Origin of the sequence: Bacillus sp. lyk4-R2A-2 (assembly GCF_030209735.1) — a bacterium.
GTDB classification, from domain to species: domain Bacteria; phylum Bacillota; class Bacilli; order Bacillales; family Bacillaceae; genus Bacillus; species Bacillus pumilus.
In genome coordinates this window covers 14,564-39,643 of the sequence record NZ_JARVRK010000008.1, presented here as the reverse complement: position 1 = coordinate 39,643, position 25,080 = coordinate 14,564, and the positions used below count along the sequence as shown (strand labels likewise).

Sequence of the window (25,080 nt, the reverse complement as noted above, 5' to 3'; positions counted from 1 at the left end):
CGTATGGTATTTATATAACGCCTTTGACTTTTACATGAATGAGCTAAAAAGAAAAAAAGAGAAACCCGAATAGCAAAAAAACAGTCATCTCCCCTATTGATAAGAGGAGATGACTGTTTTAATTCATCCCTTGAAACCCAAATGTCAGGTGATCCTGAACAGGAATCCAAGCGCCGATTCCTTGTGAGGTCACGTTTTTCACGACGAGTTTGCGTTTATTTCCTTTAAGCACAAGGTACACTTCTCCGTATGTCACCTTTCCTTTTTCGTTAATGGCCGGGGCATAGGCATGAAGTGAAGCTGCTTTTTTCGGAGAGACGTGGTATGACTGATCTCGCTTTGTTCCTGCGCCAATCACGGTGTCAAAAGCGAGGGGTAGCTTTGTTTTTTGAATGGCTTTTTGCATCATCAATGTTTTCACATCTTCCGGGCTTGGCACCTTTGCTGTGAGCCCGCCGCTCACTTTTACTTGCTGCTTTTGAACATATTTGCCAATGGCTGTTTTGTTGCCGCCTCTGTTATCAATATGATTCGTATTCACTTTTTTGTATTCCCAGTTGGCAACCGTTTCGTTTGAATCATAGCTCAGTGCCCATCTTCCAAGGAAAATGGTCGCGCGGTAACCAACAGCTAATGGCGTCCCTGAAATGCTGGATTCATTCAGCATTTTGATCAAATGAGTATTCTCAATCGGCACATTCGTTGTTTTAAACAATTCGGCTGTCAGCTCGCTCGGCTGGAGCAATGGCTGATCCTGTGACGCATTCGGATACGTATTCTCCTTAGAAATACTGGCGACAGACGATGGCACCTTAAATGGCTTCGCCGCCTCTGCTGGAAAGCTGTATAGAAAACTTAAGGATAAGAGAACAACAAACATGATGCGGGGCATCTTTTTCATATCATCACTCTTTCTCATTCATTTTTCCATAGTATTTTCCGCAAAGACGTCCCTTATCCACAAAAGATTATAAAAGGAAAAATCCAATCGCCATAATGAAATAGGCAGCAAGTAATGTGGCGCCTTCAAACCAATTGGTATCTCCGTCATTAGATAAAATGACTGTGAGTAACACGGCGGATGCCATAGCAATGAGCTCTGGTAAGGAGAAAATGAGTGGCATCTGCGTATTGAAAAAAAGCGAACTGATGACAAGGATTGGTGCCACCATCATCGCAACCTGAAGCGTGGAACCAAAAGCTATTTCCACTGCGACATCCATTTTGTTTTTATACGCCATGATAACAGCAGAGGCATGTTCTGCCGCATTGCCGACGATGGCCACAATAATGACTCCGATAAACAGCTCACTCCAGCCAAATTGTTCCCCCACCGTATCAAATGTATGGACGAGGCGCTCTGAAATGTACGCAACGGCCATCGTTGCAAGCAGCAAAATCAAAGTGGCAAACTTACCAGACCATTCAGGTATTTCTTCTTCCGTCTCCGCCTCTCCGTCCAAGCTCTCCTGCTTGGCAACATAGACACCGCGGTGGCTCACCAGTTTGAAATAGAGCGCTGCAACATAAAGCAAAATCATCACAATGCTAATGCCAATGCTTAAAACAAATTGCTTCTCCTCAGCCATTTCCACCGAAAACACTTCTGGAATGACAAACGCCACAATAATGGCAAACATGAGCAAGCCCGAGTTGTGCCTTGCATCGTGGACATTGAACACTTGGCGCTTATATTTTAATCCGCCAACGAAAAAAGACAGTCCCGCCACAAGCAGTAAGTTTCCGATCACTGAGCCAGTTAACGACGCAAGGACGATGGCTGTCAGTCCTTGCTTTAATGCAAAAAACGAAATAATTAACTCCACCGCATTTCCAAATGTGGCGTTTAAAAGCCCGCCAATTCTGGGACCTGCTATGATGGCAAGACTTTCTGTGGCTCTTCCCATAAAACTAGCAAGACCAATAATCGCGATACAATACACAGCAAACATGATGGCCTGCGGAAAATGAAGAAAACTGCCAATCACCGATAGCGGTACACCAATTGCGACAATCACAAGAAACAAACGATTCATACAGCCATTCTCCTTTACATATGTCTGACTGTTATTCTTTCGTGAGTGCCGGCTTCATATACATTTAGGTTTTCTCGTGTGAGAAGGTGATTTCAATACTACCTTTCACAGACTGCACCATCGCGCAATGCTTCAATGCCAGTGTAATGCTTTTCTCTATTTGTTCATCAGATGTACGGACGCCTTCAAATAAAATATGTAAATGAATACGGGAGATTTTGTTTACAGCTCCTGCTCTTGTCGTTTCAGGTGTAATCGTCAGCCCTTCCCAGGATATTCGCTTTTTCCGGCATACATGAATGAGCATTTCTCCAAAACAGCCGGCAATAGCTGAGGTGAATAATTGAGATGGTCTGTACCCCGTTTCTTCATTTGCTGATATATACAGCTGCCTTTCATCTATTCCCGCGATCCACCCGCCTGATTCGTATATCAGTTTCATTCCTTTCCCACCTTTCTATTGAAACCCCTATGGTTCCATTGTACGATGAAAACATGAACTTGTAAGGAGCATCTTATGTCGAGAATTCATTTTATGATTTTAATTTTACTTGTATCTGTATCTGGTTTTTCGCAGGGAGCGTTATTGCCTGTCATTTCGATTATTTTTGAACATGCCGGGACTTCTCCTACGTTAAACGGACTGCATGCCACAGGCTTATATCTCGGCGTGCTGCTAGCATCTCCCTTTATGGAAGCGCCGCTTCGCCGGTTTGGGTTTAAGCCGTTAATTGTCATTGGAGGCGCCGCTGTTTTTTTAAGCTTGTTCAGCTTTGTGTTTTTTGAATCTTATGTTGTCTGGTTCTTCCTGCGGCTCATGATCGGGATTGGTGATCATATGCTGCATTTCTCTACACAGACGTGGGTGACCTATGCGTCGTCATCGAGAAATCGCGGGCGAAATATTTCATTGTATGGGTTATCCTTTGGACTTGGTTTTGCCGCTGGACCTTTTTTAACACCACTCATCGAAATCAATCCATCTTTACCTTTCATTGTTTCCGGTGCTGTTAGTTTATGTATTTGGCTGCTTGTTTTTGTTTTGAAAAATACATATCCAGATACGGGCGAAGTGCAGACGTCAGAGCAGACAAACAGTTTGAAGCGCTTTAAGAAAGCTTTTCAATTTGGTTGGGTCGCCTTTATGATGCCTTTTTGCTATGGCTTTTTAGAAACGACACTCAATAGCAACTTCCCTGTGTATGCACTCAGAAGCGGGGTGACCGTAGATGCAGTGGCGTTTATTTTACCTGCGTTTGCCATTGGAAGTATTGTCTTTCAGCTACCTCTCGGGATGCTCAGCGACCGGTTTGGCAGGCGCCGCATCATTTTATGTGTGACTCTCGTCGGGTCTTTCTTTTTCCTACTAGCAGGGATTTTCATTCAATCGGTTTTGGCTGTTGCGATTTGTTTCTTTATTGCCGGAATGGCTGTAGGCTCTACCTTCTCACTTGGCATCAGTTATATGACCGACTTATTGCCAAAGCATCTGCTTCCTGCTGGAAATTTGATGTGCGGAATGGCATTTAGTGCGGGAAGTATTCTCGGGCCTGTTCTCGGTGGAATCTTTGTGCAAACGTTTGAAGGAATGAATTTACTTTACCTTGTCAGCATCGTGATATTATTCGTGTTTTTCTGCGTTCGATTTGGGCGAACGGCGGCAGTTCTTGAAAACCCCAATGAAGCAATTTCTAAATAAAAACTCCTCTGCATGGGTGCAGAGGAGTCTTTTTCATTTAGTGATATCCATTTTGCCCGTTCGCACTGCCGCTTGTTTTGTGCTTAGGCTGATGGCCTTTGTTTTGTTTCGTATTGCTTCCGCCTTTTTTCGATTGTTTGGACATATGTGGTTTCCCCCATCCATTCAGTTTGAACTTGATCGTTCTTCTTTAGGATGCCCGAATTTCTTTATAGTTTGCCTGGTACGATTTTACGCTTATGTAAAAGCGCATTGAGCTCGCCGCCAAGGATAATCATGATGCCGGTTAAATAAAACCAGATCATTAAAATAATGATTCCCCCAATGCTTCCGTACATCGCACTGTAGTTAGCAAACTCGCCTACGTAAAATGAAAATAGCATGCTGACCAAAATCCATCCAATCGATGCAAAAATGGCACCTGGCAGAACAAATTTTAATTTCAGCCTAATGTTTGGAGCAAAATAGTATAAGGATGTAAAAACAATCAATAAAATCAGCGGGCTAATGATCCATCTCATTGCAGTCCATACGGTGAGAAAGGCGTCTGACTGCCCAACTAATTTAGCGACAAATAAACCGAGTTCTTTGCCAAAGACAGGTAGCATCAGGGCAAAAATAATGGTCAAAACCATCGCGATCGTTAAAATGATCGATGTTAAACGTACGAGAATGAAGGAACGATTTTCCTCAACTTCGTAAGCATGGTTAAATGCTCTGACGACGGCATTAATGCCGTTAGATGCTGACCAAAGGGCGGCAATAATCCCGAACGATAATAACCCGCCATTACGATTATTCAGCGTCTGTTCGGCGATGGATTCAATCATCGAAAGCGCTCCTTCTGGCGCATAGCCAGAAATGACGCTCAGGACATCCTTTGATGTCAGCGGCAAATACCCAACGAGTGTCAGTACGAAGATGAGAAACGGAAATAATGAAAGCAAAAAGAAATAGGCAAGCTCAGCAGATTTTGCCGGTCCTTCATGCAGCAAAAAGCGTTCAATTAACGCTTTAATAAAACCCATACGCCTCATCTCCAATGATCAATCTGTCTGTTTCGATTGAAAGTGATCCTTTGTTTCTTCAATAATTTCTAATACCCTTGGGGTTGTTTCCTTTAACTGATTGACCTGTTCATTTAAAAATGACAAATCATCTGAGACTGTTCGCATCAGCTGCTTCGTTTCTTCCAGCTTTTCTTTCATGCAAGCCGATATTCTGCCTGGCTCCTCACGGTACTCATCAAGCTTTTGCTGGCAGTCATTCCATTTGTCTTTGAGTGCAATTCTTGTTGGCCGATGAAATAAAGTCAGCAATGCGCCGCAAGCTGCACCTAAGAGAGCTCCTCGGAGCACGATTTGATTTTTTTCTTCCATCTCGTCTGATCTCCTTTCAGTTAAAGGTGGTTCTCTTTCTTTACATACGTCAAAAAACGGTCAATTCCTGTTTCAATTAATTCATGGACTTCCTCAAAGTTTCCAGTGTAATAAGGATCTGGCACATCATCTCGATCGTCGTCTTCTACAAAATCAAGAAGACGGCCAATAAAGTGATGTTTCCCATAGCCGGCTATACTGCGAAGTGCCCCTACATTTTCAGCATCCATCGCAATGATATAGTCGTATGTTGTGATGTCCTCATCCATGATTTGTCTTGCGGACATTCCTTCATAGCTGATGCCTTTTTCATCAAGCAGCTTTCGCGTTCCTTCATGCGGGGGACTGCCTTGATGCCAGCCGCCAATACCTGCTGAATCAATCACAAAGTGCTCACTAAGCCCCTCATCTTCTACTTTTTTTCTAAACATGGCCTCTGCCATTGGTGACCTGCAAATATTGCCAAGACACACGAATAACACATGAATCATCCTTCATTCTCCTCCTATCTTTTCCCTAAGAGTTCTTTTCGAAAACCTTTTCTCTATCATAGCAAGTCCCTTTTCTTTTGGAAACTTTGCAAGAAAAGCTCTCATCGCCATTGACAAAATACACAAAAACAGGAGAAACTTTAGGAGAATTACACAAACAAAGGGGGATATTAGATGGGAATAATTGAGCAGTTTGTCACAACGATGAACAATTTTTTGTGGGGGCCTCCCCTGTTGATTTTAATTGTTGGTACTGGAATATACCTCACCTTTCGCGTTCTCTTCATTCAAATTAGATTACTTCCTTATTCTTTAAAGCTCGCTTTTTCAAAACAAGACAAAATGTCAGAAGGAGATATTTCCCATTTCCAAGCATTAATGACGGCTCTCGCTGCAACTGTCGGTACAGGAAATATCGTAGGTGTGGCCTCGGCTGTTATAGCGGGTGGTCCTGGTGCAGTATTCTGGATGTGGTTTGCTGCATTTTTCGGGATGGCCACCAAATTTGCCGAAGCTGTTCTTGCTGTGAAATACAGGGTCAAAAACGAAAAAGGCGAAATGTCTGGCGGACCTATGTATTATTTAGAGCACGGGTTAAAGCAGAAATGGCTAGGGGTGCTATTTGCTGTTTTCGGTGCCAGTGCTGCCTTTGGGATCGGCAACCTGGTACAGTCTAATTCCATCTCAGGCGTTATGAATTCTACTTTTCAAATTCCAACATGGGTAACAGGTATCATTATTACAGCTTTTACAGCACTTGTGATTTTAGGCGGAATTAAAAGCATTGGACGGGTCACATCTATTTTTGTACCGGTCATGGCTTTATTTTACGTCATTTGCGGTCTGATCATTCTTGTTATGAATGCTGATCTTGTTCCAGGCGCAGTCGGGCTTATTTTCTCAGATGCCTTTACCGGTCAAGCCGTGGCAGGTGGTGCAATTGGGACTGTCATTCGCTGGGGTGTGGCACGAGGAGTATTTTCCAATGAAGCAGGTCTTGGATCAGCACCAATTGCTGCTGCGGCTGCGAAAACGGATATGCCTGCCCGTCAAGCTCTTGTCTCTATGACGCAAGTGTTTATTGATACAATCATTGTCTGTTCTATCACTGGCATTACCATTGTCATGGCAGATATGTATTTAACAGTGAAAAGTGATGCGCTGACCTCGTTATCCTTTGCTCACTTCCTCGGTCCAGCTGGCTCAACCATTGTGGCAATCGGGCTGCTCTTGTTTGCCTATTCCACCATCATTGGCTGGTCCTATTATGGCGAAAAATGTTTTACATATTTAGCGAAGGATTCGTACGTCATGTATTATCGTATCGTGTTTGTGATGGCTGTCTTTTTTGGTGCGGTGTTTAAAAATGACTTCGTCTGGGGTGTGGCAGATATGCTAAATGGACTGATGGCGATTCCAAACTTAATCGGGCTCATCGGTTTATCAGGGGTTGTCGTATTTGAATCCAAACGAATCATTGATAAGATGAAGCAGGAGAAAAAGGAGAAAAACATCTCGGTGTCATCTTAATAGCCCTTTTATTCTTTTGCATTTCTGTTAAAATAGACATATTATTCGACACATATGCAGGAAAGGACGTGCCGCCCTTGTCAGAGCAAAAAGCGGCTGAAGTCAATCAGCTGATTGAAGACATTTCGCAAAAGTTAAATATGCTGAACATTGGAGTCATCAAAGCAGAGGACTTCAGTCCAGACAAGTACGAAGATATTGAATTTCTTCACCAAATGGTGATGAAAAAATCTTCATTCAGCCCAAGTGAAATGCAAGCCATCGCAAGCGAGCTAAAAAACTTAAGAAAATAATGGTGCGAAAGGGAAACTGTTTTTATGGTCTACACGCAGTTTTCTTACATCATGCACACAAAAAGCCAGCACCCCGCAAGGTGCTGGCTTTTTTATCCTTTTACAACTGCGGTTTATTTCTCAAGCAGTTTTAATGATTCACGGTTAAAGGCTGGAATGTCATCAGGTGTACGGCTTGTCACAAGCTGATCCTGACAAACGACGACTTCTTCGTCTTTAAATTTAGCGCCTGCGTTTTCCATATCGACTTTGATGGATGTATACCCAGTCGCGCCTCTTCCTTCAAGCGCCTTCGCTGTAATAAGCAATTGCGGTCCGTGACAGATCGCAAATACTGGTTTTTTCTCATCCATAAATGCTTTAGTGAATTGGACGTAACGATCATCTGCACGCAGAATATCTGGTGAGAAACCGCCAGGAATGAGAAGTGCATCGAAGTCTTCAGGCTTCACGTTGTCAATAGACGCATCCACTCTTACTTCTGCCTCTCCTTGCTTCCCTTTCACTGTTTTTCCTTTTTCATTTTCAATGACTGTCAACTCATGACCTGCATCTTTAAAGGCTTTTGCAGGCTCGGTGAATTCAACATCCTCAAAGTAATCTGTTAATACAACTGCAATTTTCTTACCCATGTAGAAACCCTCCTGCTTGATTATCGTTTACACTACACACTATACCCGGGCATGTTGAAATCAAACATCCTATCCCTATCAGAAAACCCCTTATGATAAAAATAAGCATTTAGACTCATTCACATTACCTCAACAAGGTAATTCGTATGATTTATGTTATCTTTACAATAATCTGCAAAAAATAACTACAAAAGTTAACGAAACATTTCTACAATAGGTATTGTGGTCAAAAAAATTAGAAAGGCGGAGATCAGGTGAAGAAGCAAGCACATAGGTCTAAACGAAGGAAAAACCTGTCTATTCTGCTCACTTCCATTATGATGATTAGTCTCATTCTCCCAGCAGTACCTACTCATGCAGAAACAGAAAACGGCAAAGCCGTAAAGGTCAGCATCTTAGCCACAACCGATGTTCATGCGAACATGATGAATTATGATTATTACAGCGACAAAGAAACAAATGAATTTGGTTTGGCAAAAACAGCCGAGCTGATCGACAAGCACCGATCACAAAACCCAAATACACTCCTTGTGGATAACGGAGACTTGATTCAAGGAACCCCTCTTGGAGAATACGTTTACAAACATGAGAAAGACAGCATCATCAATCAAACAAAGGTTCACCCTATTATTCATACACTCAACAAGCTAAAATACGATGCAGGAACACTTGGCAATCATGAATTTAACTACGGATTATCCTTCCTTGACGGTACCATTGCGGGCGCCAACTTCCCGATTGTCAATGCGAACGTCAAAAAGCTAAATGGAGAACACCGTTTTACACCTTATGTGATCCAAGATAAAACCTTTAAAGATGCAAACGGAGCCTCACAAACTGTGAAAGTTGGTTACATAGGATTCGTTCCACCACAAATTATGACGTGGGATAAGAAGCATTTAGATGGACAAGTCCAAGTGCAGGACATCGTCGAATCTGCCAATGAAACCATTCCTGAAATGAAAGAGAAAGGCGCAGATGTCATTGTCGCTCTTGCTCATACAGGAATTGAAAAAACCGCTTCACCTAAAGGATCAGAAAATATGATCTTTGACCTTGCCACGAAAACAAAAGGCATCGATGCCATTGTATCAGGCCACCAGCATGGCACATTCCCAAGCGCTGAATATAACGGCGTCGACAAATTCAATGTCTCAAAAGGAACCATCAATGGCATCCCAGTCGTCATGTCAAAAAACTGGGGCAGCTACCTCGGGGTCATTGATTTAACACTAGAGCCTGACGGCAGCAACTGGAAGGTCACAGACGGAACAGGCAAGATCGAATCTGTTGCCGGAGTATCATCTCAAAACAGTACCGTAAAAGACGCCATTCAAACAACGCATCAAAACACACTTGATTACGTGCGAAAGCCTGTTGGCAAAACAGAAGCAGACATTAATAGCTTTTTCGCTCAAGTGATGGATGACCCTTCGATTCAAATTGTGACAGATGCCCAAAAATGGTATGCACAAGAAAAAATGAAGGACACATCGTATAAAAATTTACCGATTTTATCTGCAGGTGCTCCGTTTAAAGCAGGCGGCCGAAACGGTGTAAACTATTATACAAATATCGCAAAAGGAGATTTAGCGATTAAGAATATCGGCGATCTCTACCTTTACGATAACACTGTGCAGATTGTGAAACTGAAAGGCAGTGAAGTGAAAGACTGGTTAGAAATGTCTGCTGGCCAGTTTAATCAGATCAAACCGAACGATGCAAAAGAACAGCCGATTTTAAACGAGGAATACCGCTCATATAACTTTGATGTAATTGATGGCGTGACATACCAAGTCGATGTGACGCAGCCTGCTAAATACAGCACAACAGGCACACTTCTCAACGCCAATGCCAACCGCATCAAAAACCTGTCTTACAACGGGAAAACCGTCTCTGATAATCAAGAATTTTTAGTCGTAACAAATAACTATCGTGCTTCTGGCGGCGGAGGCTTCCCTCATCTGACGCAAGATAAAGTAGTGCTTGCCTCAGCAGATGAGAACCGTCAAGTACTGATGGATTATATTATCGAACAAAAAACGATCAACCCAAGTGCAGATCAAAACTGGTCTATCGCACCGATCAAAGGCGCAACAGTCACTTTTGAATCTTCTCTTTTAGCCAAACCGTTTGCTAAAGAATCAAGCAGCGTAGACTTTATTCGTAACGCAAGCACAGATGGTCTTGGTGTGTACAAGCTAGCCTTTAAAGACGATGGCACAACAGAACCGCCTACATCAGACAACTGGAATTTAACAGTGATGCATACGAACGATACACACGCACACCTTGATAATGCGGCAAGACGCGCAACAAAGATCAAAGAAGTCCGTGCTGAAAGCAAGAACAATATTTTATTAGACGCTGGAGATGTCTTCTCTGGTGACCTGTACTTCACAAAGTGGCAAGGACTTGCCGATCTGAAATTGATGAACTTAATGAAATACGATGCCATGACGTTTGGTAATCATGAATTTGACAAAGGTCCTTCTGTACTCCGTCAATTCCTGACAGGTGATGCATCAGATGTCGATCCGAAAAACCGTCATCAATTTGAAAAGCCTCGATTCCCGGTCGTGTCATCCAACGTGGATGTCTCGAAGGAAAAACAATTGAGTGACTTAGTGAAAAAACCAGCCTCATTTAAAGCTGGTGAGAAAAAAGAAGCCGGGATTTACCCTTACATCCTGCTCGATGTAAACGGTGAAAAGGTGGCCGTATTCGGTTTAACGACTGAAGACACAGCCATTACCTCCAGCAGCGGTCCTAACATTCAATTTAAAGATGCGTACAAGAAAGCAAAAGAAACAGTCAACACCATTCAAACAGAAGAAAAAATCAATAAAATCATTGCGTTAACACACATTGGCTACAACCGTGATCTTGAGCTCGCTCAAAAAGTCGATGGGATTGATTTAATCATTGGCGGTCATACGCACACACTTGTAGAAAAATTAAAGGTCATCAATAAAAAAGAACCTACGATTGTCGCTCAAGTGAAAGATTACGGACAATTTTTAGGAAAAGTAGACGTAGCCTTTGACAAAAAAGGTGTCATCCAGCCAAAAGAATCTTCTTTTGACCTGATTCCCATCAATGACTCTGTCAAAGAAGATGCAGAGGCAAAAGCGATCCTTGATGGATACAAAGCAGATATTCAAGATTTAAAAACAGAAAAAGTCGGCCATACAGATGTCCTTTTAGACGGTCAACGTGAGCATGTCCGTGCGAAGGAAACGAATCTTGGGAACTTTATTGCTGACGGCATGCTGCAGAAAGCGCAAGAATCAGCTGGAGCTGACCTTGCCATCACAAACGGCGGCGGTATTCGTGGAAGCATCGAAAAAGGTGATATTACGTTAGGTGATATTTTAACGGTGATGCCTTTCGGAAATACGCTTTATGTCGCAGATTTAAAAGGCAGTCAAATTAAAAAAGCACTTGAACAGGGGCTGTCAGGCATTGAGGAAGGCGGAGGTGCATTCCCTCATGTAGCCGGCATTGAATATACGTTTACGCTCAGTAAACCAGCTGGAAGCAGACTGATTGATGTGAAACTGAAAGATCAAAAAGGTCAACTGACAAACATTGATGATGAGAAAACATACCGCGTAGCCACAAACGCATTTGTTGGCACAGGTGGCGACGGCTACAGCGTCTTTACAGAAGCCTCTCACGGTGAAGACTTAGGGTATGTCGACTATGAAATTTTCAAAGAGCAAATTGAAAAGGCAGACGGTCAAATTTCGCCTGTTATCGATCACAGGGTGAAAGAAGTGTTCCTTCCTCGTGCGAAAGGAAAAGGCGCTTATGACATTCAAGATGATAAGAAATTCCAAACGTATGTACAGCATACAAACAAAGCATTGCTCTATTTAGACAAAGCAAGCAAAGTGAAAAACGTTCAATTGTCTCTATCAAAAGCGCAAGTAGCCGAGCTGAAAAAAAGAGAGCAAGATCCAAACGTCACCATCTATCATGACAAAGTGGGACTCGCATTACCGCTCTCAAATTTATCCGAGACAAGCGCAGATATATGGATGACAAAGAAAGATAAAGTGAAAAACGCATTAACGGATACGTATGATTTCCAAATCAAACAAGACAAGAAAAAGGTTTCGACCTTTAAAGACCCTGTCACACTATCCTTTACACTAGACGAGCCTCAAAAGGCGAAAAAACCTAGTGTATATTATGTGGATCGCAAGAAAAATCGTTACACCAAAACTAGTAATGGATCATTTGAAAACGGAGTCGTATCAGGTCAAACTGAGCACTTCAGCGAATACACGGTCCTTAACCAAAACGGGGCAGCTGGAACAACGCCAGATCAAACTGGTGGAGACGGCGGAACAACAGCACCAGACGGAGGCACGGGTACAGATCCAAACCAAGATGGAACAGGCCTTCCTGGCGGCACATTGCCGAATACAGCCACGATGATGTATACAGCTGTACTGATTGGCGTGCTCATGCTTGCCTCAGGAGGTATCCTATATTACTACCAGCGCAAGCGTACAAGAAAAAATGTATCATCCTAAAGGAAAAGGACAGAGCCCATGCTCTGTCCTTTTCCTCTTTTCTTGGAATAAGATATCAATCTTGAGATAAATAGATCCAATTGCGGTCGTCAAATTCTTTCACATCATCTGACCCTATATGCCGAAGCATCCTATTAAAGAACATCATGTCATTTTCATCATCGACATCATATAAATTCTTTAAAACATAATCTTTCGTAATAAAATTCGTTAAGTTCGTATTATTTACTAAATCAGCAAAAAAACCTTTTACCATCGTTAAATCCTCTTCACTTAATTTTTCATCATTGATAATGGAAATATGAAAAACATTCAAAATCGCTTGTATATCTTCTTCATCGATATAACATAATGGCTCTAGCTTTCTGTCTTCTGCCGTAAACGGTTTTCGCGTATCTTCAATGATGACATAGCATAAAATCTGATGATCTTTCATCACGCTGAATATTTCTAAGTCTCTTCATTTTAGTGGTCTATTTAATCTCATCATCTTTCCTCCTGAAAATGGTGATCTATTCGTCGTCTACTTCTCCCAAAACCTGAAAAGGACAGAGCCTATGCTCTGTCCACTTTTTCTCTTCTTGCAAAATCGACGAATCTGAAGCGGTCTAATCGGTGACGGCTTTCTGTGTATTGAAATAAACTTGTATCCTCTAAGAACACGTAATTCTTCACGACGACGACATGATCAAACCCGTTCAAATCAAGATACTTGGCGTCCTCTTCTGTACATGGCTCTACCACAAATTCCTTTTGGGCATAGCTGATTGATACACCGAGCTCTCCTTCAATATACTCGTAGATGGATCCTTCGCATATGTCCTTCGACAAGACCGACACATGCTTTTGCAAAAAGTAATCCTTGTCTAAAATCACTTCTTCTCCGCTAATATTACGAGATCGAATGACTTCCCAGACATCCTCCTGCCCATTAATTTTCAGCTGAGACTGAATATACTGATCTGGTTTGATTAAACCAAATTCGTGAACCGTCGTAACGGTCTTTCGGCCAAGCGTTTGGGAAAGTTCTTTAAAGCTGACAAGACCCGAGACTGGGAATTGCATTTTCTCTCGATTCAGCAAGACAGAGCCTTTGCCGCGGATTTTTTGGATATAGCCATTTTGCACAAGGATATTTAATGCCTTTCTTACCGTCTCACGGGATGTGTCATACATCAAGGACAGCTCATGCTCTGATGGCAGAATGCCTTTATCCTGCCATTCACCTTGTTCAATTCGTTTTGCGAGCTGATCATAAATCACTCGAAACTTATTCTCTTTCATTTTCCCTCCGCCCCATTTTCTAGCGTTTGGTTAAATGATAAACGATTGACTCGTATGGACGCAACGTAAATCCCTTCATATCTGCCGGTGCATCCTCATAATTGGATAACAGCACTTGCCTCTCCATCTCATCTACAGCCTGCATAAGCTCATCAGGAAGCGTAAAGTCCGTCTCTCCTGCATAAAAGTGATTGATCACAAGAAGCTTCTCCTCACCGCTTTCTCTCACATAAGCAAAAATCTTTGGATCTTCTGCTAAGAGTAAGGTGAAGCTTCCATATGTGATCACGTCAAGTTCTTTACGCAGCCTGCAAAGGGCTTGATAATGATAGAAAATAGACGATTGGTCCTTTAACGAAGCTTCGACCGAAATGTTGTTATTGGCTGGCTCAATCCAAGGTGTCCCTTTTGAGAAACCTGCATTCTTTTCTGAGGTCCACTGCATCGGTGTTCTCGCATTATCTCTTGACTTGACCTGTAAAATGGCGAGCGCTTCTTCCTTTGATTTCCCTTTTTCAAGCATAACTTCATACATATTGAGTGATTCGATATCGCGGTAAGACGAGATGTCCTCAAACTGAGGATTCTTCATGCCAATCTCTTCCCCTTGATAAATATATGGAGTCCCTTGCATGAGATGAATGGTGGTCGCCAGCATCTTCGCTGATTGCTGATGGTATGTTTCATCATCACCGTATCTTGAGACGATACGCGGCTGATCATGATTGCACCAGAAGAGCGCATTCCAGCCGCCGCCCTCATGCATTTTCGTCTGCCACTCAGACAGAATCGACTTCAATTCCTGAAAATCAAATGGTGCGAGGGCCCATTTTTCTCCGTTTGGATAATCGACCTTTAAATGATGAAAATTAAACGTCATATCCAGCTCCTGCCGATCCGGTCTTGTATACCGAATGCAGTCTGCAATATTCGTTGAAGACATTTCTCCAACTGTCATGCTGTCATATTTCGAAAAAACCTCTTGGTTCATTTCGTGCAGAAACTCATGAATTCTTGGGCCATCCGTATAATACATCCGGCCGTCTCCTTGTACAGATTGTCCGGCGTCATCTAAGAAGCGTTGATCCTTTGAGATGTTGTTGATGACATCCAGCCTGAATCCATCAATTCCTTTTTCAAACCAAAAATGCATGATGTCATATACTTGCCTGCGCACCTCATCCTTTTCCCAATTGAGATCCGCTTGGGTGACATCATATAAATGAAGATAATATTCTCCCGTTTCTTCATCTAGCTCCCAGGCTGGACCGCCGAATTTTGACTGCCAATCATTCGGCGGTGATCCGTCCGCCTTGGGCTCCTTCCAAATATAATAATCTCGATAAGGATTATCCTTTGACTCGCGTGATGCTTGAAACCACTTATGGAAAATGGATGTATGATTGACGGCTAAATCCATGATGACTCGTATGCCTCGATCATGGGCTTCCTTCAGCATGTGTTCAAAATCTGCCATTGTACCGTACATGTCATGGATTTTTGTATAATCACTAATATCATAGCCGTTGTCATGCTGCGGGGACTCATACATTGGCGTGAGCCAAATACAATCCGCCCCAAGCTCTTTGATATAATCGAGCTTTTTTGTCACACCATTGATATCGCCTGTACCTGAGCCCGTTGTATCTAAAAAGCTCTTCGGATAAATTTGATAGACCACCGCTTTTTTCCACCACGGTTCGTTCGTTTGTTGTTTCAATTTCATCCACCACCACTAGTTAAGTTCTTGTGAAACATCTTTCTTCTTTTTCAGCTTTGCATACAAAAGGGTTCCGATGAATGGGACGATGAGGACAATGACCATCCCTATCGCAAATGCGCCCCAATATTTCGGGATAATAGAGAAGATTCCCGGAATGCCCCCAACACCAACTGAGCTTGCCAGCACCCCTTGAGAGGCGATAAACATACCAGCTAAACCAGAGCTAATGAGTGCGAAAATAAATGGGAATCGGTAGCGCAAGTTGACGCCAAACATCGCTGGTTCGGTAATTCCTAAGTAAGCAGAAATACTTGATGTGAGCGAGAGACCCTTTTGCTTTTCATCTTTCAAAACAAACATCATCGCAAGTGCGGCTGATCCTTGTGCAATATTAGACAGAGCGAGCATCGGCCATAGAAACGTGCCGTGCAGTTTTGAATTAATCAATTGAATATCAACAGCGAGGAACGTATGATGCATTCCAGTAATGACTAACGCCGCATACAAACCGCCGTATAATAGACCACCAAGTGCTGCGAACTGCTGGAATACAGCGACAAGTCCAGATGTTAACACGTTGCCGATTGCAAATGTAATAGGTCCAATGACGATAAAGGATAAAAAGCCAATAACTAATAACGTAATCGGTGCAACCACTAATAGCTGAATGCTTTCAGCTGTTCGTTTTGTGATAAACAATTCGAGCTTCGCTAGTAAATACGAGGCGACGAGTATCGGAAGAACCTGTCCTTGATACCCTACCTTTTGCACTTCAAGTCCAAACAAATTCCAGACTGGAATCTCACCGGACTTTTCAGCCGCTCCATAGCCCCACGCATTTAATAAGTCCGGGTGTACGAGCATGAGTCCAAGGACCATCCCTAAAAGCGGATTTCCCCCAAACCGCTTCACGGCTGACCAGCCGATTAATGCGGGCAGGAATGTGAAGGCAGTGCCTGCAATCAAGTTGATCATATTCGCTAAATCAGCCCATGCCGGATACACATCGACAATCGATTTTTGATCAAAGAAAATATCAGGAGCTGTTAAAATATTATTAATCCCCATTAATAAACCGGCTGTGACGATGGCAGGAAGAATCGGAATAAAGATATCCGCAAGCGTTTTCACAGCACGCTGCAATGGATTTAATTTTTGATCAGAGGCACGCTTCACGTCCTCTTTTGAGGCTTCGCCAATCCCTGTCTGTTTCACCATTTCGGCATATACCCGATTGACGACCCCTTGGCCGATCACCACTTGGTATTGACCGTTCGCTGAGAAAGATCCCTTCACTTCTTCTATTTGTTCAAGTGCTTTCTCATCAACCTTTCCTTCATCCTTCAGCACAAAGCGCAGCCTTGTCACACAATGTGTCGCTTGATCAATATTTTCTTTGCCGCCGATGGCTTTCACAATCTGATCTGCTGCTGCCTGATAATCAGCCATGCTATCCCCTCCGAGATCGTTTTTTATAAGAAAAAAGAACCAAAAAACTTGTATATACATGTTTGATTCTTATTTTATATTTGTATATACATGTAGTCAATAACAAAATGTAGCGCTTTCATAAAAAAAGCCCCCTCAATGTGCTCAGGAGAGGCTGCGTGTCATCATCTTTTTTTATGCTCCACTAATTTTTCGTAGACCCTGTTTTTATAAAAGGAGGAGGCTGGACGAGCAAAAGTTTGGCGCTTAGATGTGAGTTCATCCAGTCGTTTTTGTTTTTCTTCACATATGAGAGAAAGCTTTTTTCTTTCCTCTCCGTCTATACTGGAGTGAAGTAGGTCTTTGACGGTCATGAGTTCTTTTTTCAGTGCTGTTTCTTCCCCAGCAAAGCCAGCATTTTTCAACATCCGGTAGCCCATTCTTAGTTCTTCAGGCACATGAGCAGCGTCATCTTTAGGTAGAGGTTTGCCAAAGCCAGATAATCCTTCAAAAGCCCCGTTATCCATCGCTTTTTTGATCCGTTCTTCTGATAATCTCTGCGCAAAATCCATGGCGTTCTCCTTTCGTCTGAAACGATTTGATTAAGCATAGCAAAAAAGCTGACTCTCTCACAAGAGTCAGCATCAGCTACGCTGAACATAAGACAAAGGGCTAAAATCAAGATCATTTTAGCCCTTTCTCGTTATTTATTGTCGATTTTAAAAGTAGAAACCATATGTGCTAAGTCCTCTGACATATCAGAGAGCTGTTCAATCGCACTTGAAATTTGCTGCATGCCAGCACTTTGCTGTTCTGTTGCTGCCGCTACTTCTTGAGAGCTGGCTGCATGTTCTTCCGATACAACAGAAATTTGCTCAATCGATGTAGAAATCGTTTGATATGCTCGTTCTACTTGCTTAATAGAAGCAAGCAAATTGTTCGTTCTTGTTGCAAATTGAGACACACCGTCGTAAATCAAAGCGAAATTTTGTGACGTGCCTTCCATTTGTACGCGTCCCTCTTCCACTGCTTTACTGCTTTCCTCTACGCTTTCAAGAACGCGCTGACTGTTTTCCTGTGTGCCGATGACGAGGTCTGAAACAGTTTTAGCCGCATCCGCTGATTGCTCAGCTAACTTGCGCACCTCATCTGCCACAACAGCAAAGCCTTTTCCTTCTTCTCCAACACGTGCCGCTTCAATTGAAGCATTCAGTGCAAGCAGATTCGTTTGGGCCGAAATGTCTGTAATAATTGAGATGACACTTTCAATCTCCGTTGAATGAGATTGTAATTCTTCTGCTGCATGCTTTGAGTTGGTCATCTTGTCATGAAGCATATTCAGATGATCAAGCACATGGTTCACTAATGTTTGACCAGATTCTGACTGCTCTTGTACGTCAGATGAAACAGATTTCATTTCATCGACTTCTTTTGTGACGCCTTCGATTTGAGTATCGATCTCTGCAACGGATGTCGTACAATCCGTAATATTTGCGACAGAATCATTGATTCCTTCACTCATATTCGTCATAGCTTCTGATACTTGCTGCGCACTTTGACTTGATTCGGTCGTCACTGTACGAAGCTGTGAAGACATTTTCGACACTTCACTAGATGAGTGTGAGATTTTCGAAATGAGCTCTTTGATCCGCCCCTGCATCTTTTGGAAGGATGCGGCAAGCTGGCCGATCTCGTCTTTACTTTCAACCTCTACCATACCAGTTAAATCACCGTCAGCAATTCGGTTTGCTGATTCCATCAAGGAACGTGCTGGTTTCGCAATTCTTCTTCCCATAAAGAATGAGAAGAGTAATCCACCGATGAGCACAATAGCAGATGCCACTGTGATATAGATCATCAACTTCTGCGTTGTTTGAGGCACGACAGACGCATCTAAATCAATGCCTAAAATCCCTGTCAGCTCACCGCCTGAATCCTTGATTGGCAAAAAGACTGATTTATGTGTACCAAATGAATCTTTATAAATATCACTTTTGACCATTTTATCTTCAGAGAGCGCTTGTTTCATCTCATCTGAAAAGGCATAATCTTGATCAAAGTCATTTTCTTCACCGGTTAATATAATAATTCTTTCTTTGCCGCCTTTATTAGATAGCACGTATAAGTTCTCAAGCGTATGATCTTTTTGAAGCTCTGTGAATTTCTTTTTGACCTCCACATAAAGAGGGTCATCTTTCCCGCTAATACCAAGGACGTTCCCATCCAGATTATCGATCTCTTTCTTCGCTGTATCAACATCTGTTGTTAATCGATAATCAAATTGCTTTAATAACTGGGATGATAAATCCTGGCTGACTAGATAAAATGTTAGAACGAATAGTGCAACGGTTGCGAGTAATGTTACGACAACGACTGACATGATTTTAGAGGATATGGTGTATCCTCCAAATTTCCTTTGTTTCGCCATTTTTTCCTACATCTCCACTCTCAGATTTGATTTAAGCATGTACATGTTCAAATTGTCCACAAACAGATGCGATCACATCTTTTAAATAAGATACGATATGTGGGATATGCTCTGGTAACGTATAAGGTGAGATGACAAAAAACTTACTAACGCTTAGATAGAATTCTTGTCCTTCTTTTGCATTTACAAGTAAAAACTTCGTTGTATCACCAAAGAACATTTCGTCTCTTTTTTCTCCAAGCTTTTCAAACAGCATTTTGTTCAATTCATTGTTCCGCTCAATTTCCATTGCCGTCGCTTCGCCTGAAATTTCTTCTTGAAAGCGCGGTGAGCCGTCTAGGTAAATTCTAAATAATGTAGCCATTCCGACATTGTCATCATTTACGACTTCTGCTTGCGGAATTTCTTGACTGAGTGCTTCTCTGAAGGCAAGGTTCACCTCTAAGAATTGACCGAGCAAGCGTTGGTAGCCTTCAACTCCAAACGTTAACAGCACACTCAGCATACTGATCGAGCTTCCCATTCTTGAGCATTCCAGCGTATAACCTGTATGGTATTCGCCGTAGCCTCTATGACCAACGTATGGTGTCTCTTGTTCTTCCAGATCTAAACGCTTTAGGTCTGCCGCGTTTTTCACTAAGAATAAACTAGATGTGTAAGGTGTTTGGCCGAGCTTTTGAAAGTCAAAGCACATCGTGTCAGCAAGAGAAAGATGCTGGAATTTCGCTTTGATTTCTTTTAGCATACGAAGAACACCGTCTGAGAATTGCAGCGGGTTTTCAGCTAGATCATACTCATTAAAGAAAGCAAAGAATCCGCCGAGCGCTGAATCCGCATGAATATGCGGCACCTTTAGACCATACTCCTCAGCAATGGCTTCCGCTGTTTCACGTACCCCTTTTACATCATCAATTGCAATGGCATCTGTTGTTCCGGTTGTTGCGACAATATAAACGGGAATTCCGCCATTTTGTGCAACACGTTCCATTTGACAACGCAAATCTTCCATATCCATCGAATGATCTTTATTCGTTTTAATTCTGATCAAGTTGTCTGTGCCAAGTCCTGTTGCTTCCATTGACTTAAATAAGCTGTAATGTGCCGCATCAGAACAAAACGCATAAAGGTTTTGTGGAACACCTTTTCGCAGTGACTCCGGCGCAGCTTTTGCAATCGCTAAACGCAGTCCTGAGAAAATGGCTCCTTGACCTCCCCATGTTGTATATCCCCCGCTCACACTTGGATCATATCCGATGAGCTTAGACATCATTGAGACCACTCTGACCTCAGCTTCCGCTCCTGCTGGTCCATAAACATCCCATAGGTTGTTTCCATTTACCAGCATCGCCGTCAGCATGCCTAGAATTCCTGGTGTACTTGCCATTGGCAAAATGTTCGTGAAGAAATACTTTGTGTGGTAAGGATGGTTATGTAAAAGCTTCAGTAATTCTTCATTCACAAGTTCCGCTTGTTGGCCGTTCAACGGAATTTGACTTGTTTCAGTGAGCTTTTGATAAAAATCCTCCTCACGATTCTTTTCACCCTTTAGGTGAGCACGGTTCGGATCTTTCAGGTGATCGACCCCTGAAACAATCTGCTCCATCAATTTGATGAGTTCTTTACGCTCTGCTGCATTTCCGTCCTCACTCGGAAACCAGTTCTGAACGAGGTTGTTTGCTCGTACAGTCATATACTATCAATCCTTTCAATGGAAGATTTCCTGTCAAAGTCTATATCGACCCCATTTCAAAAGTTTATAGTCTCGAAATGTTCACTTAAGTATATTTAGATAATTTGTTCATTCATCAAAATAAATAAAACCCTTACAAAACACATAAAAACCATTATGTTGATGAAACAAAAAAATATATCGATATATCTTATATCAGGAAATTTCATCCATGTTCTTTCTCCATTCTTCTTCTCATTTTTTTTACTTAACCTGCATAAACATTAAGAAACACTGGAAATACACTCTAAATCATCATTGTAGAAACCAAATTAATTCTTTAGACTCGTGCCTTTTTACCTGTTTTATTGATATAGCAACTGGAAAACGGCTGAATTTTCTGTTAATAATAGGATGAATTTCATAAAAAGTTTTTCGAAGAGCGAATATTTTCGTTTTCCACCCTTTTATTGCGCGGACGAGCTGCTAGACACTCTTCGCCGGTTATCACTTTTCTATTTGATCATTTCATGGTATATTCTAATGGTTCGTTTTCTTTCGTTCCGCCTCTTCCGTGTATCGGAGAAAAGGAGTGTTTTTATGAAAACATTTATTCAAAAACGAGGCCTCGGCTTCTTTGTTATTGCAGTCATTTTACTGTGGCTCAAAACGTATTCAGCGTATTTAATTGAATTTAAACTTGGTATATCAAATGTGCTTCAGCATATTTTGCTTTTCGTGAATCCTATTAGCTCCAGCTTGTTCTTTCTTGGCTTTGCTTTATTGTTCAAGAAAAAATGGCAGCCTGCCGCTATCATTGTGATTCATTTTTTCATGTCTTTTTTACTATACGCAAACATCGTGTACTATCGATTCTTCAATGACTTTATCACGCTGCCTACCGTGATGCAGGCAGGAACGAATGGCGGACAATTAGGTGATAGTGCATTTTCACTCATGCGTTGGACTGATATGTTTTACTTTATGGATACCATCATTTTGATCGTACTCGCAGTCCGCATGAAAAAGAAGCAGCAAACAAGTACAGCTACTGTACCTGTTCAAAAGTCAAAATCGTTTAGACTCGTCCTTGTGTCCTCTGTTGTCATCTTTGTGATGAATTTAGTCGCTGCAGAGATTGATCGTCCAGAACTTTTATCAAGATCATTTGACCGCAATTATTTAGTGAAATATTTAGGTGCTTATAACTTTACTGTGTTTGATGCCATTCAAAATGTGAAATCAAACAGCCAGCGCGCTCTGGCAAATTCAAATGACGTGACAGATGTAGAGAACTATTTAAAAGCGAACAGCGCTGATCCTAACCCGGCTTATTACGGGAAAGCGAAAGGCATGAACGTGATTACGATTTCTCTTGAATCTCTGCAAAACTTTGTCATTGATTACAAAGTAAACGGAAAAGAAGTAACGCCATTCCTTAATTCATTGGCACACAACAACAAAACGTTTTACTTTGATAACTTCTTCCATCAAACAGGACAAGGAAAGACGTCTGATGCTGAATTTATGATGGATACTGGGCTATTCCCATTATCACAAGGCTCTGTTTTTATTAACAAAGCGCAAAACACGTATCAAGCACTTCCTGGCATTTTGAAGAAGGATCAATACACGTCAGCAGAATTCCACGGCAATACAAAAACCTTCTGGAACCGTAATGAAATGTTTAAGTCGTTTGGATATGACAGATTTTACGATTCTGAGTATTACGATATGAACGAGCAAGATACGAAGAACTATGGGCTGAAAGACAAACCATTCTTCAAAGAATCTATGCCAATGCTTGAAAACTTGAAGCAGCCGTTTTATTCGAAATTTATTACGTTATCGAACCATTTCCCATTTGGAATGGATGAAGGGGATACCGATTTTGAACCTGGTGACTTCGGAGACTCTGTCGTCAATAACTATTTCCAATCGGCTCATTATTTAGATGAAGCGATTGAACAGTTCTTCAACGACCTGAAAAAGTCTGGACTCTATGACAATACAGTCGTCATTATGTACGGAGACCATTACGGCATTTCTGAAAACCACAATGAAGCGATGGAAAAAGTGACAGGACAAAAAATCGGAGATTATGAAAATGCGCAACTCATGCGCGTACCGCTCTTTATTCATGTACCAGGCGTAAAAGGCGGACAGATTCATAAATACTCTGGTGAAGTCGATGTCGCACCAACCCTTCTGCACCTGCTTGGTGATGATACGAAGAACTATTTAATGTCTGGTTCTGATATCTTATCAAAAAATTTCAAGGAGCTAGTGCCATTTAGAAATGGTGACTTCGTCTCTAAGGATTACACAAAAGTAGGCAATAACTATTACAGCAACAAAACAGGCGAGAAAATCGAGCCGACTGATAAGGCATCACAAGAAAATGAAACGGTGAAAAAGATGCTTGAGACATCTGATAAGATCGTCACCGAAGATTTACTCCGTTTCTACAAGCCTAAAGGCTTTACACCGATTGACCGCAATCAATATGACTATACAAAGAAAGTACAGGATGAAGAAGATTCCTCTTCCGCCAAAGATAAATCCGGCACTTCATCAAAATAACTTTCTCATTTTAAGAACCAGCCGATCCATGATCAGCTGGTTCTTTTTACGTTTGACCCCTATTGCACCGGGTATAGAAAGAAGAAGGAGGGATTTATGATGAAAAAAACAACCGCTTTTGTCATGACTGCTTCACTCGCTACGTCCTGCCTCATTGGATTCAGTCCTGCAGTCTCAGCACACGCCATGACCAAAACAGCAGTCGAACAATCCGTTCCTCAAGGTCCGAAAACCGCACTAAACAACATTTATGAGCTGGCACATAAAGGACAAATGCCGTATTATGCAAAAGGTCTTAAAATTGGAGTTCAAACAAAGATGGATGTCCATCATAAACTAGGAAATCCATATCCAGAAACAGGTCAAAGCAGCTTTGATTTGTATCATGCTGAAATGGGGAATCCGGGATTTGCTTTTCATTATGATGCAAAAGGCAAAATTGACGAAATCCGTTATTTCGGTACAAATGTAGAAAAAGAAACGAATATCGGCGGAATGACCCCTTCCCTATTAAAGAAACAACTTGGACCGGCGGATTCAGTCAGCACCATCCCTCAGACAAAAGAGAAAAAATACGTGTACCGAACTGGAGATTATGAGCTGGAATTTATCGCCGGAAATGACCCAGATATAAATCAGCAGAAGCTCACCGTCCTGCATATTAATCTGGTGAAAGCTGATTCCTAAATAAAAAAAGCATCCTGAGCAGAAGCTGAGGATGCTTTTTCTTTATTATGAAGCCACTTCTAAATGCGGCTTTCTTTTCATAGTTCGTTTCAAGACGGGACCTGCGACATAATCAAGTCCAAATTTGCCTGCATTTCCTTTCGCAGCCATGATGACGATGGCAATGAGCAGAAGAAGCGGGTTGACAGAGACGGTACCAGCTAGTAAGAAAGAGACATTCATCATGCTTCCGAAAAACGCTGCGGTTGTTGTGAATAATCCAACAATTAATCCTAGACCTACTAAAATTTCTCCCCACATGACCATGGCACTGAATAGTCCAGCATTCGGCAAAGCGACATTTTCTAAAAACCATACATAGAACGGATACACAAGGTTTCCATCTTTGACAACAGGTTCAGCTATCGCAAATTGTAAATATCCTGATGCATCGAATCCGCCTGTTAGTTTTCCTATACCAGATGTGAGCCAAGTCCAACCGATATAAAGTCTTACTGCCAAAAGGATAACCGCTGCCCATACATTCGTTTGTAAGAATTTTGTAAACATGATGATGCCTCCCTTTAATTTATGTGAATTTCTTCACATTTTCTTTATGATCTTATTATACTATGTTAAAACTAATTTGTGATCTTTTTCACATACGTATTCACAAATTGTTCATGAATATCTAG

The 25,080-nt window shown here is 41.9% G+C and carries 21 protein-coding genes; 6 read left to right on the top strand and 15 right to left on the bottom strand.

All coding sequences use genetic code 11. The features are described 5' to 3' along the window. Nucleotides 1-118: 118 nt before the first annotated feature. From QRN39_RS16200 to QRN39_RS16190, 3 genes are all read right to left on the bottom strand, one after another. Nucleotides 119-901, bottom strand: a complete 783-nt coding sequence (locus QRN39_RS16200; protein WP_034620914.1) for a YfkD famly protein — start codon at nt 899-901, stop codon at nt 119-121. A gap of 67 nt (nt 902-968) precedes the next feature. After that, nucleotides 969-2,036, bottom strand: a complete 1,068-nt coding sequence (gene cax / locus QRN39_RS16195; RefSeq protein WP_050944787.1) for a calcium/proton exchanger — start codon at nt 2,034-2,036, stop codon at nt 969-971. A 64-nt stretch (nt 2,037-2,100) separates the two neighbouring features. After that, nucleotides 2,101-2,478, bottom strand: a complete 378-nt coding sequence (locus tag QRN39_RS16190; RefSeq protein ID WP_284907663.1) for an OsmC family protein — start codon at nt 2,476-2,478, stop codon at nt 2,101-2,103. A 75-nt stretch (nt 2,479-2,553) separates the two neighbouring features. Here QRN39_RS16190 and QRN39_RS16185 point away from each other — a divergent pair, with 75 nt between their 5' ends. Then, nucleotides 2,554-3,735, top strand: a complete 1,182-nt coding sequence (locus QRN39_RS16185; RefSeq protein WP_106030314.1) for an MFS transporter — start codon at nt 2,554-2,556, stop codon at nt 3,733-3,735. Between the two features lie 209 nt (nt 3,736-3,944). Here QRN39_RS16185 and QRN39_RS16180 read toward each other — a convergent pair whose 3' ends face one another. The 3 genes from QRN39_RS16180 to QRN39_RS16170 are packed head-to-tail and all read right to left on the bottom strand — an operon-like array spanning nt 3,945 to nt 5,605. Beyond that, entirely contained in the window at nt 3,945-4,763 is an 819-nt protein-coding gene (locus QRN39_RS16180) for a YihY/virulence factor BrkB family protein (protein ID WP_044139737.1), read from the bottom strand. 18 nt (nt 4,764-4,781) lie between these two features. After that, nucleotides 4,782-5,114: a YtxH domain-containing protein gene (locus QRN39_RS16175; protein WP_137055535.1), complete on the bottom strand. Its 333-nt coding sequence runs from the start codon at nt 5,112-5,114 to the stop codon at nt 4,782-4,784. Between the two features lie 20 nt (nt 5,115-5,134). Beyond that, complete coding sequence (locus QRN39_RS16170; protein ID WP_058015726.1) at nt 5,135-5,605, bottom strand: low molecular weight protein-tyrosine-phosphatase; 471 nt, start codon at nt 5,603-5,605, stop codon at nt 5,135-5,137. A 174-nt stretch (nt 5,606-5,779) separates the two neighbouring features. Here QRN39_RS16170 and QRN39_RS16165 point away from each other — a divergent pair, with 174 nt between their 5' ends. Continuing rightward, complete coding sequence (locus QRN39_RS16165) at nt 5,780-7,135, top strand: alanine/glycine:cation symporter family protein (RefSeq protein WP_284907661.1); 1,356 nt, start codon at nt 5,780-5,782, stop codon at nt 7,133-7,135. Between the two features lie 77 nt (nt 7,136-7,212). Continuing rightward, nucleotides 7,213-7,428 carry a DUF1128 domain-containing protein gene (locus QRN39_RS16160; RefSeq protein WP_003214000.1) on the top strand — a complete coding sequence of 72 codons (216 nt, stop codon included), beginning with the start codon at nt 7,213-7,215 and terminating at the stop codon, nt 7,426-7,428. A gap of 113 nt (nt 7,429-7,541) precedes the next feature. On the opposite strand, the gene QRN39_RS16155 is transcribed toward QRN39_RS16160, so the two are convergent. After that, nucleotides 7,542-8,060, bottom strand: coding sequence for a type 1 glutamine amidotransferase domain-containing protein (locus tag QRN39_RS16155; protein WP_106066736.1), 519 nt, complete (start codon nt 8,058-8,060; stop codon nt 7,542-7,544). Nucleotides 8,061-8,314: 254 nt separating this feature from the next. Between QRN39_RS16155 and QRN39_RS16150 the strand changes: the two genes are divergently transcribed. After that, nucleotides 8,315-12,604, top strand: coding sequence for a multifunctional 2',3'-cyclic-nucleotide 2'-phosphodiesterase/3'-nucleotidase/5'-nucleotidase (locus QRN39_RS16150; protein WP_284907660.1), 4,290 nt, complete (start codon nt 8,315-8,317; stop codon nt 12,602-12,604). 55 nt (nt 12,605-12,659) lie between these two features. Here the strand turns inward: QRN39_RS16150 and QRN39_RS16145 are convergent, their stop codons facing one another. The 7 genes from QRN39_RS16145 to QRN39_RS16115 form a co-directional block, all read right to left on the bottom strand. Continuing rightward, nucleotides 12,660-13,040, bottom strand: coding sequence for a terpene synthase (locus QRN39_RS16145; RefSeq protein WP_284907659.1), 381 nt, complete (start codon nt 13,038-13,040; stop codon nt 12,660-12,662). Between the two features lie 119 nt (nt 13,041-13,159). Next, nucleotides 13,160-13,888, bottom strand: coding sequence for a trehalose operon repressor (gene treR / locus QRN39_RS16140; RefSeq protein ID WP_044139741.1), 729 nt, complete (start codon nt 13,886-13,888; stop codon nt 13,160-13,162). A 19-nt stretch (nt 13,889-13,907) separates the two neighbouring features. Continuing rightward, complete coding sequence (treC, locus tag QRN39_RS16135) at nt 13,908-15,608, bottom strand: alpha,alpha-phosphotrehalase (RefSeq protein ID WP_284907657.1); 1,701 nt, start codon at nt 15,606-15,608, stop codon at nt 13,908-13,910. 15 nt (nt 15,609-15,623) lie between these two features. Then, entirely contained in the window at nt 15,624-17,060 is a 1,437-nt protein-coding gene (treP, locus tag QRN39_RS16130; RefSeq protein WP_284907656.1) for a PTS system trehalose-specific EIIBC component, read from the bottom strand. Between the two features lie 164 nt (nt 17,061-17,224). Beyond that, the gene (locus QRN39_RS16125; protein WP_050944798.1) at nt 17,225-17,611 is read right to left on the bottom strand and encodes a DnaJ family domain-containing protein; all 387 of its coding nucleotides are present in this window, start codon (nt 17,609-17,611) and stop codon (nt 17,225-17,227) included. Between the two features lie 131 nt (nt 17,612-17,742). Beyond that, the gene (locus QRN39_RS16120; protein WP_106033230.1) at nt 17,743-19,467 is read right to left on the bottom strand and encodes a methyl-accepting chemotaxis protein; all 1,725 of its coding nucleotides are present in this window, start codon (nt 19,465-19,467) and stop codon (nt 17,743-17,745) included. Between the two features lie 31 nt (nt 19,468-19,498). After that, nucleotides 19,499-21,157, bottom strand: a complete 1,659-nt coding sequence (locus tag QRN39_RS16115) for a pyridoxal phosphate-dependent decarboxylase family protein (protein ID WP_050944800.1) — start codon at nt 21,155-21,157, stop codon at nt 19,499-19,501. Between the two features lie 579 nt (nt 21,158-21,736). Between QRN39_RS16115 and ltaS the strand changes: the two genes are divergently transcribed. Beyond that, nucleotides 21,737-23,719 (top strand): lipoteichoic acid synthase, encoded by a 1,983-nt coding sequence (gene ltaS / locus QRN39_RS16110; protein WP_050944801.1) that lies wholly within the window; start codon nt 21,737-21,739, stop codon nt 23,717-23,719. Nucleotides 23,720-23,818: 99 nt separating this feature from the next. Beyond that, the gene (locus tag QRN39_RS16105; protein WP_284907654.1) at nt 23,819-24,406 is read left to right on the top strand and encodes a YjgB family protein; all 588 of its coding nucleotides are present in this window, start codon (nt 23,819-23,821) and stop codon (nt 24,404-24,406) included. Nucleotides 24,407-24,451: 45 nt separating this feature from the next. Here the strand turns inward: QRN39_RS16105 and QRN39_RS16100 are convergent, their stop codons facing one another. After that, nucleotides 24,452-24,955 carry a DoxX family protein gene (locus QRN39_RS16100; RefSeq protein WP_284907653.1) on the bottom strand — a complete coding sequence of 168 codons (504 nt, stop codon included), beginning with the start codon at nt 24,953-24,955 and terminating at the stop codon, nt 24,452-24,454. Nucleotides 24,956-25,080: the final 125 nt, after the last annotated feature.

Excerpts from the sequence above, each read along its gene's own strand:
- treR (WP_044139741.1), bottom strand. The coding sequence starts at position 13,888 with ATGAAAGAGAATAAGTTTCGAGTGATTTATGATCAGCTCGCAAAACGA.
- QRN39_RS16155 (WP_106066736.1), bottom strand. The coding sequence starts at position 8,060 with ATGGGTAAGAAAATTGCAGTTGTATTAACAGATTACTTTGAGGATGTT.
- QRN39_RS16165 (WP_284907661.1), top strand. The coding sequence starts at position 5,780 with ATGGGAATAATTGAGCAGTTTGTCACAACGATGAACAATTTTTTGTGG.
- QRN39_RS16125 (WP_050944798.1), bottom strand. The coding sequence starts at position 17,611 with ATGGATTTTGCGCAGAGATTATCAGAAGAACGGATCAAAAAAGCGATG.
- QRN39_RS16100 (WP_284907653.1), bottom strand. The coding sequence starts at position 24,955 with ATGTTTACAAAATTCTTACAAACGAATGTATGGGCAGCGGTTATCCTT.
- treP (WP_284907656.1), bottom strand. The coding sequence starts at position 17,060 with ATGGCTGATTATCAGGCAGCAGCAGATCAGATTGTGAAAGCCATCGGC.
- QRN39_RS16105 (WP_284907654.1), top strand. The coding sequence starts at position 23,819 with ATGAAAAAAACAACCGCTTTTGTCATGACTGCTTCACTCGCTACGTCC.
- QRN39_RS16180 (WP_044139737.1), bottom strand. The coding sequence starts at position 4,763 with ATGGGTTTTATTAAAGCGTTAATTGAACGCTTTTTGCTGCATGAAGGA.
- QRN39_RS16170 (WP_058015726.1), bottom strand. The coding sequence starts at position 5,605 with ATGATTCATGTGTTATTCGTGTGTCTTGGCAATATTTGCAGGTCACCA.
- QRN39_RS16185 (WP_106030314.1), top strand. The coding sequence starts at position 2,554 with ATGTCGAGAATTCATTTTATGATTTTAATTTTACTTGTATCTGTATCT.
- QRN39_RS16145 (WP_284907659.1), bottom strand. The coding sequence starts at position 13,040 with ATGAAAGATCATCAGATTTTATGCTATGTCATCATTGAAGATACGCGA.
- QRN39_RS16175 (WP_137055535.1), bottom strand. The coding sequence starts at position 5,114 with ATGGAAGAAAAAAATCAAATCGTGCTCCGAGGAGCTCTCTTAGGTGCA.
- QRN39_RS16190 (WP_284907663.1), bottom strand. The coding sequence starts at position 2,478 with ATGAAACTGATATACGAATCAGGCGGGTGGATCGCGGGAATAGATGAA.
- ltaS (WP_050944801.1), top strand. The coding sequence starts at position 21,737 with ATGAAAACATTTATTCAAAAACGAGGCCTCGGCTTCTTTGTTATTGCA.
- QRN39_RS16200 (WP_034620914.1), bottom strand. The coding sequence starts at position 901 with ATGAAAAAGATGCCCCGCATCATGTTTGTTGTTCTCTTATCCTTAAGT.
- cax (WP_050944787.1), bottom strand. The coding sequence starts at position 2,036 with ATGAATCGTTTGTTTCTTGTGATTGTCGCAATTGGTGTACCGCTATCG.
- QRN39_RS16120 (WP_106033230.1), bottom strand. The coding sequence starts at position 19,467 with ATGGCGAAACAAAGGAAATTTGGAGGATACACCATATCCTCTAAAATC.
- QRN39_RS16115 (WP_050944800.1), bottom strand. The coding sequence starts at position 21,157 with ATGACTGTACGAGCAAACAACCTCGTTCAGAACTGGTTTCCGAGTGAG.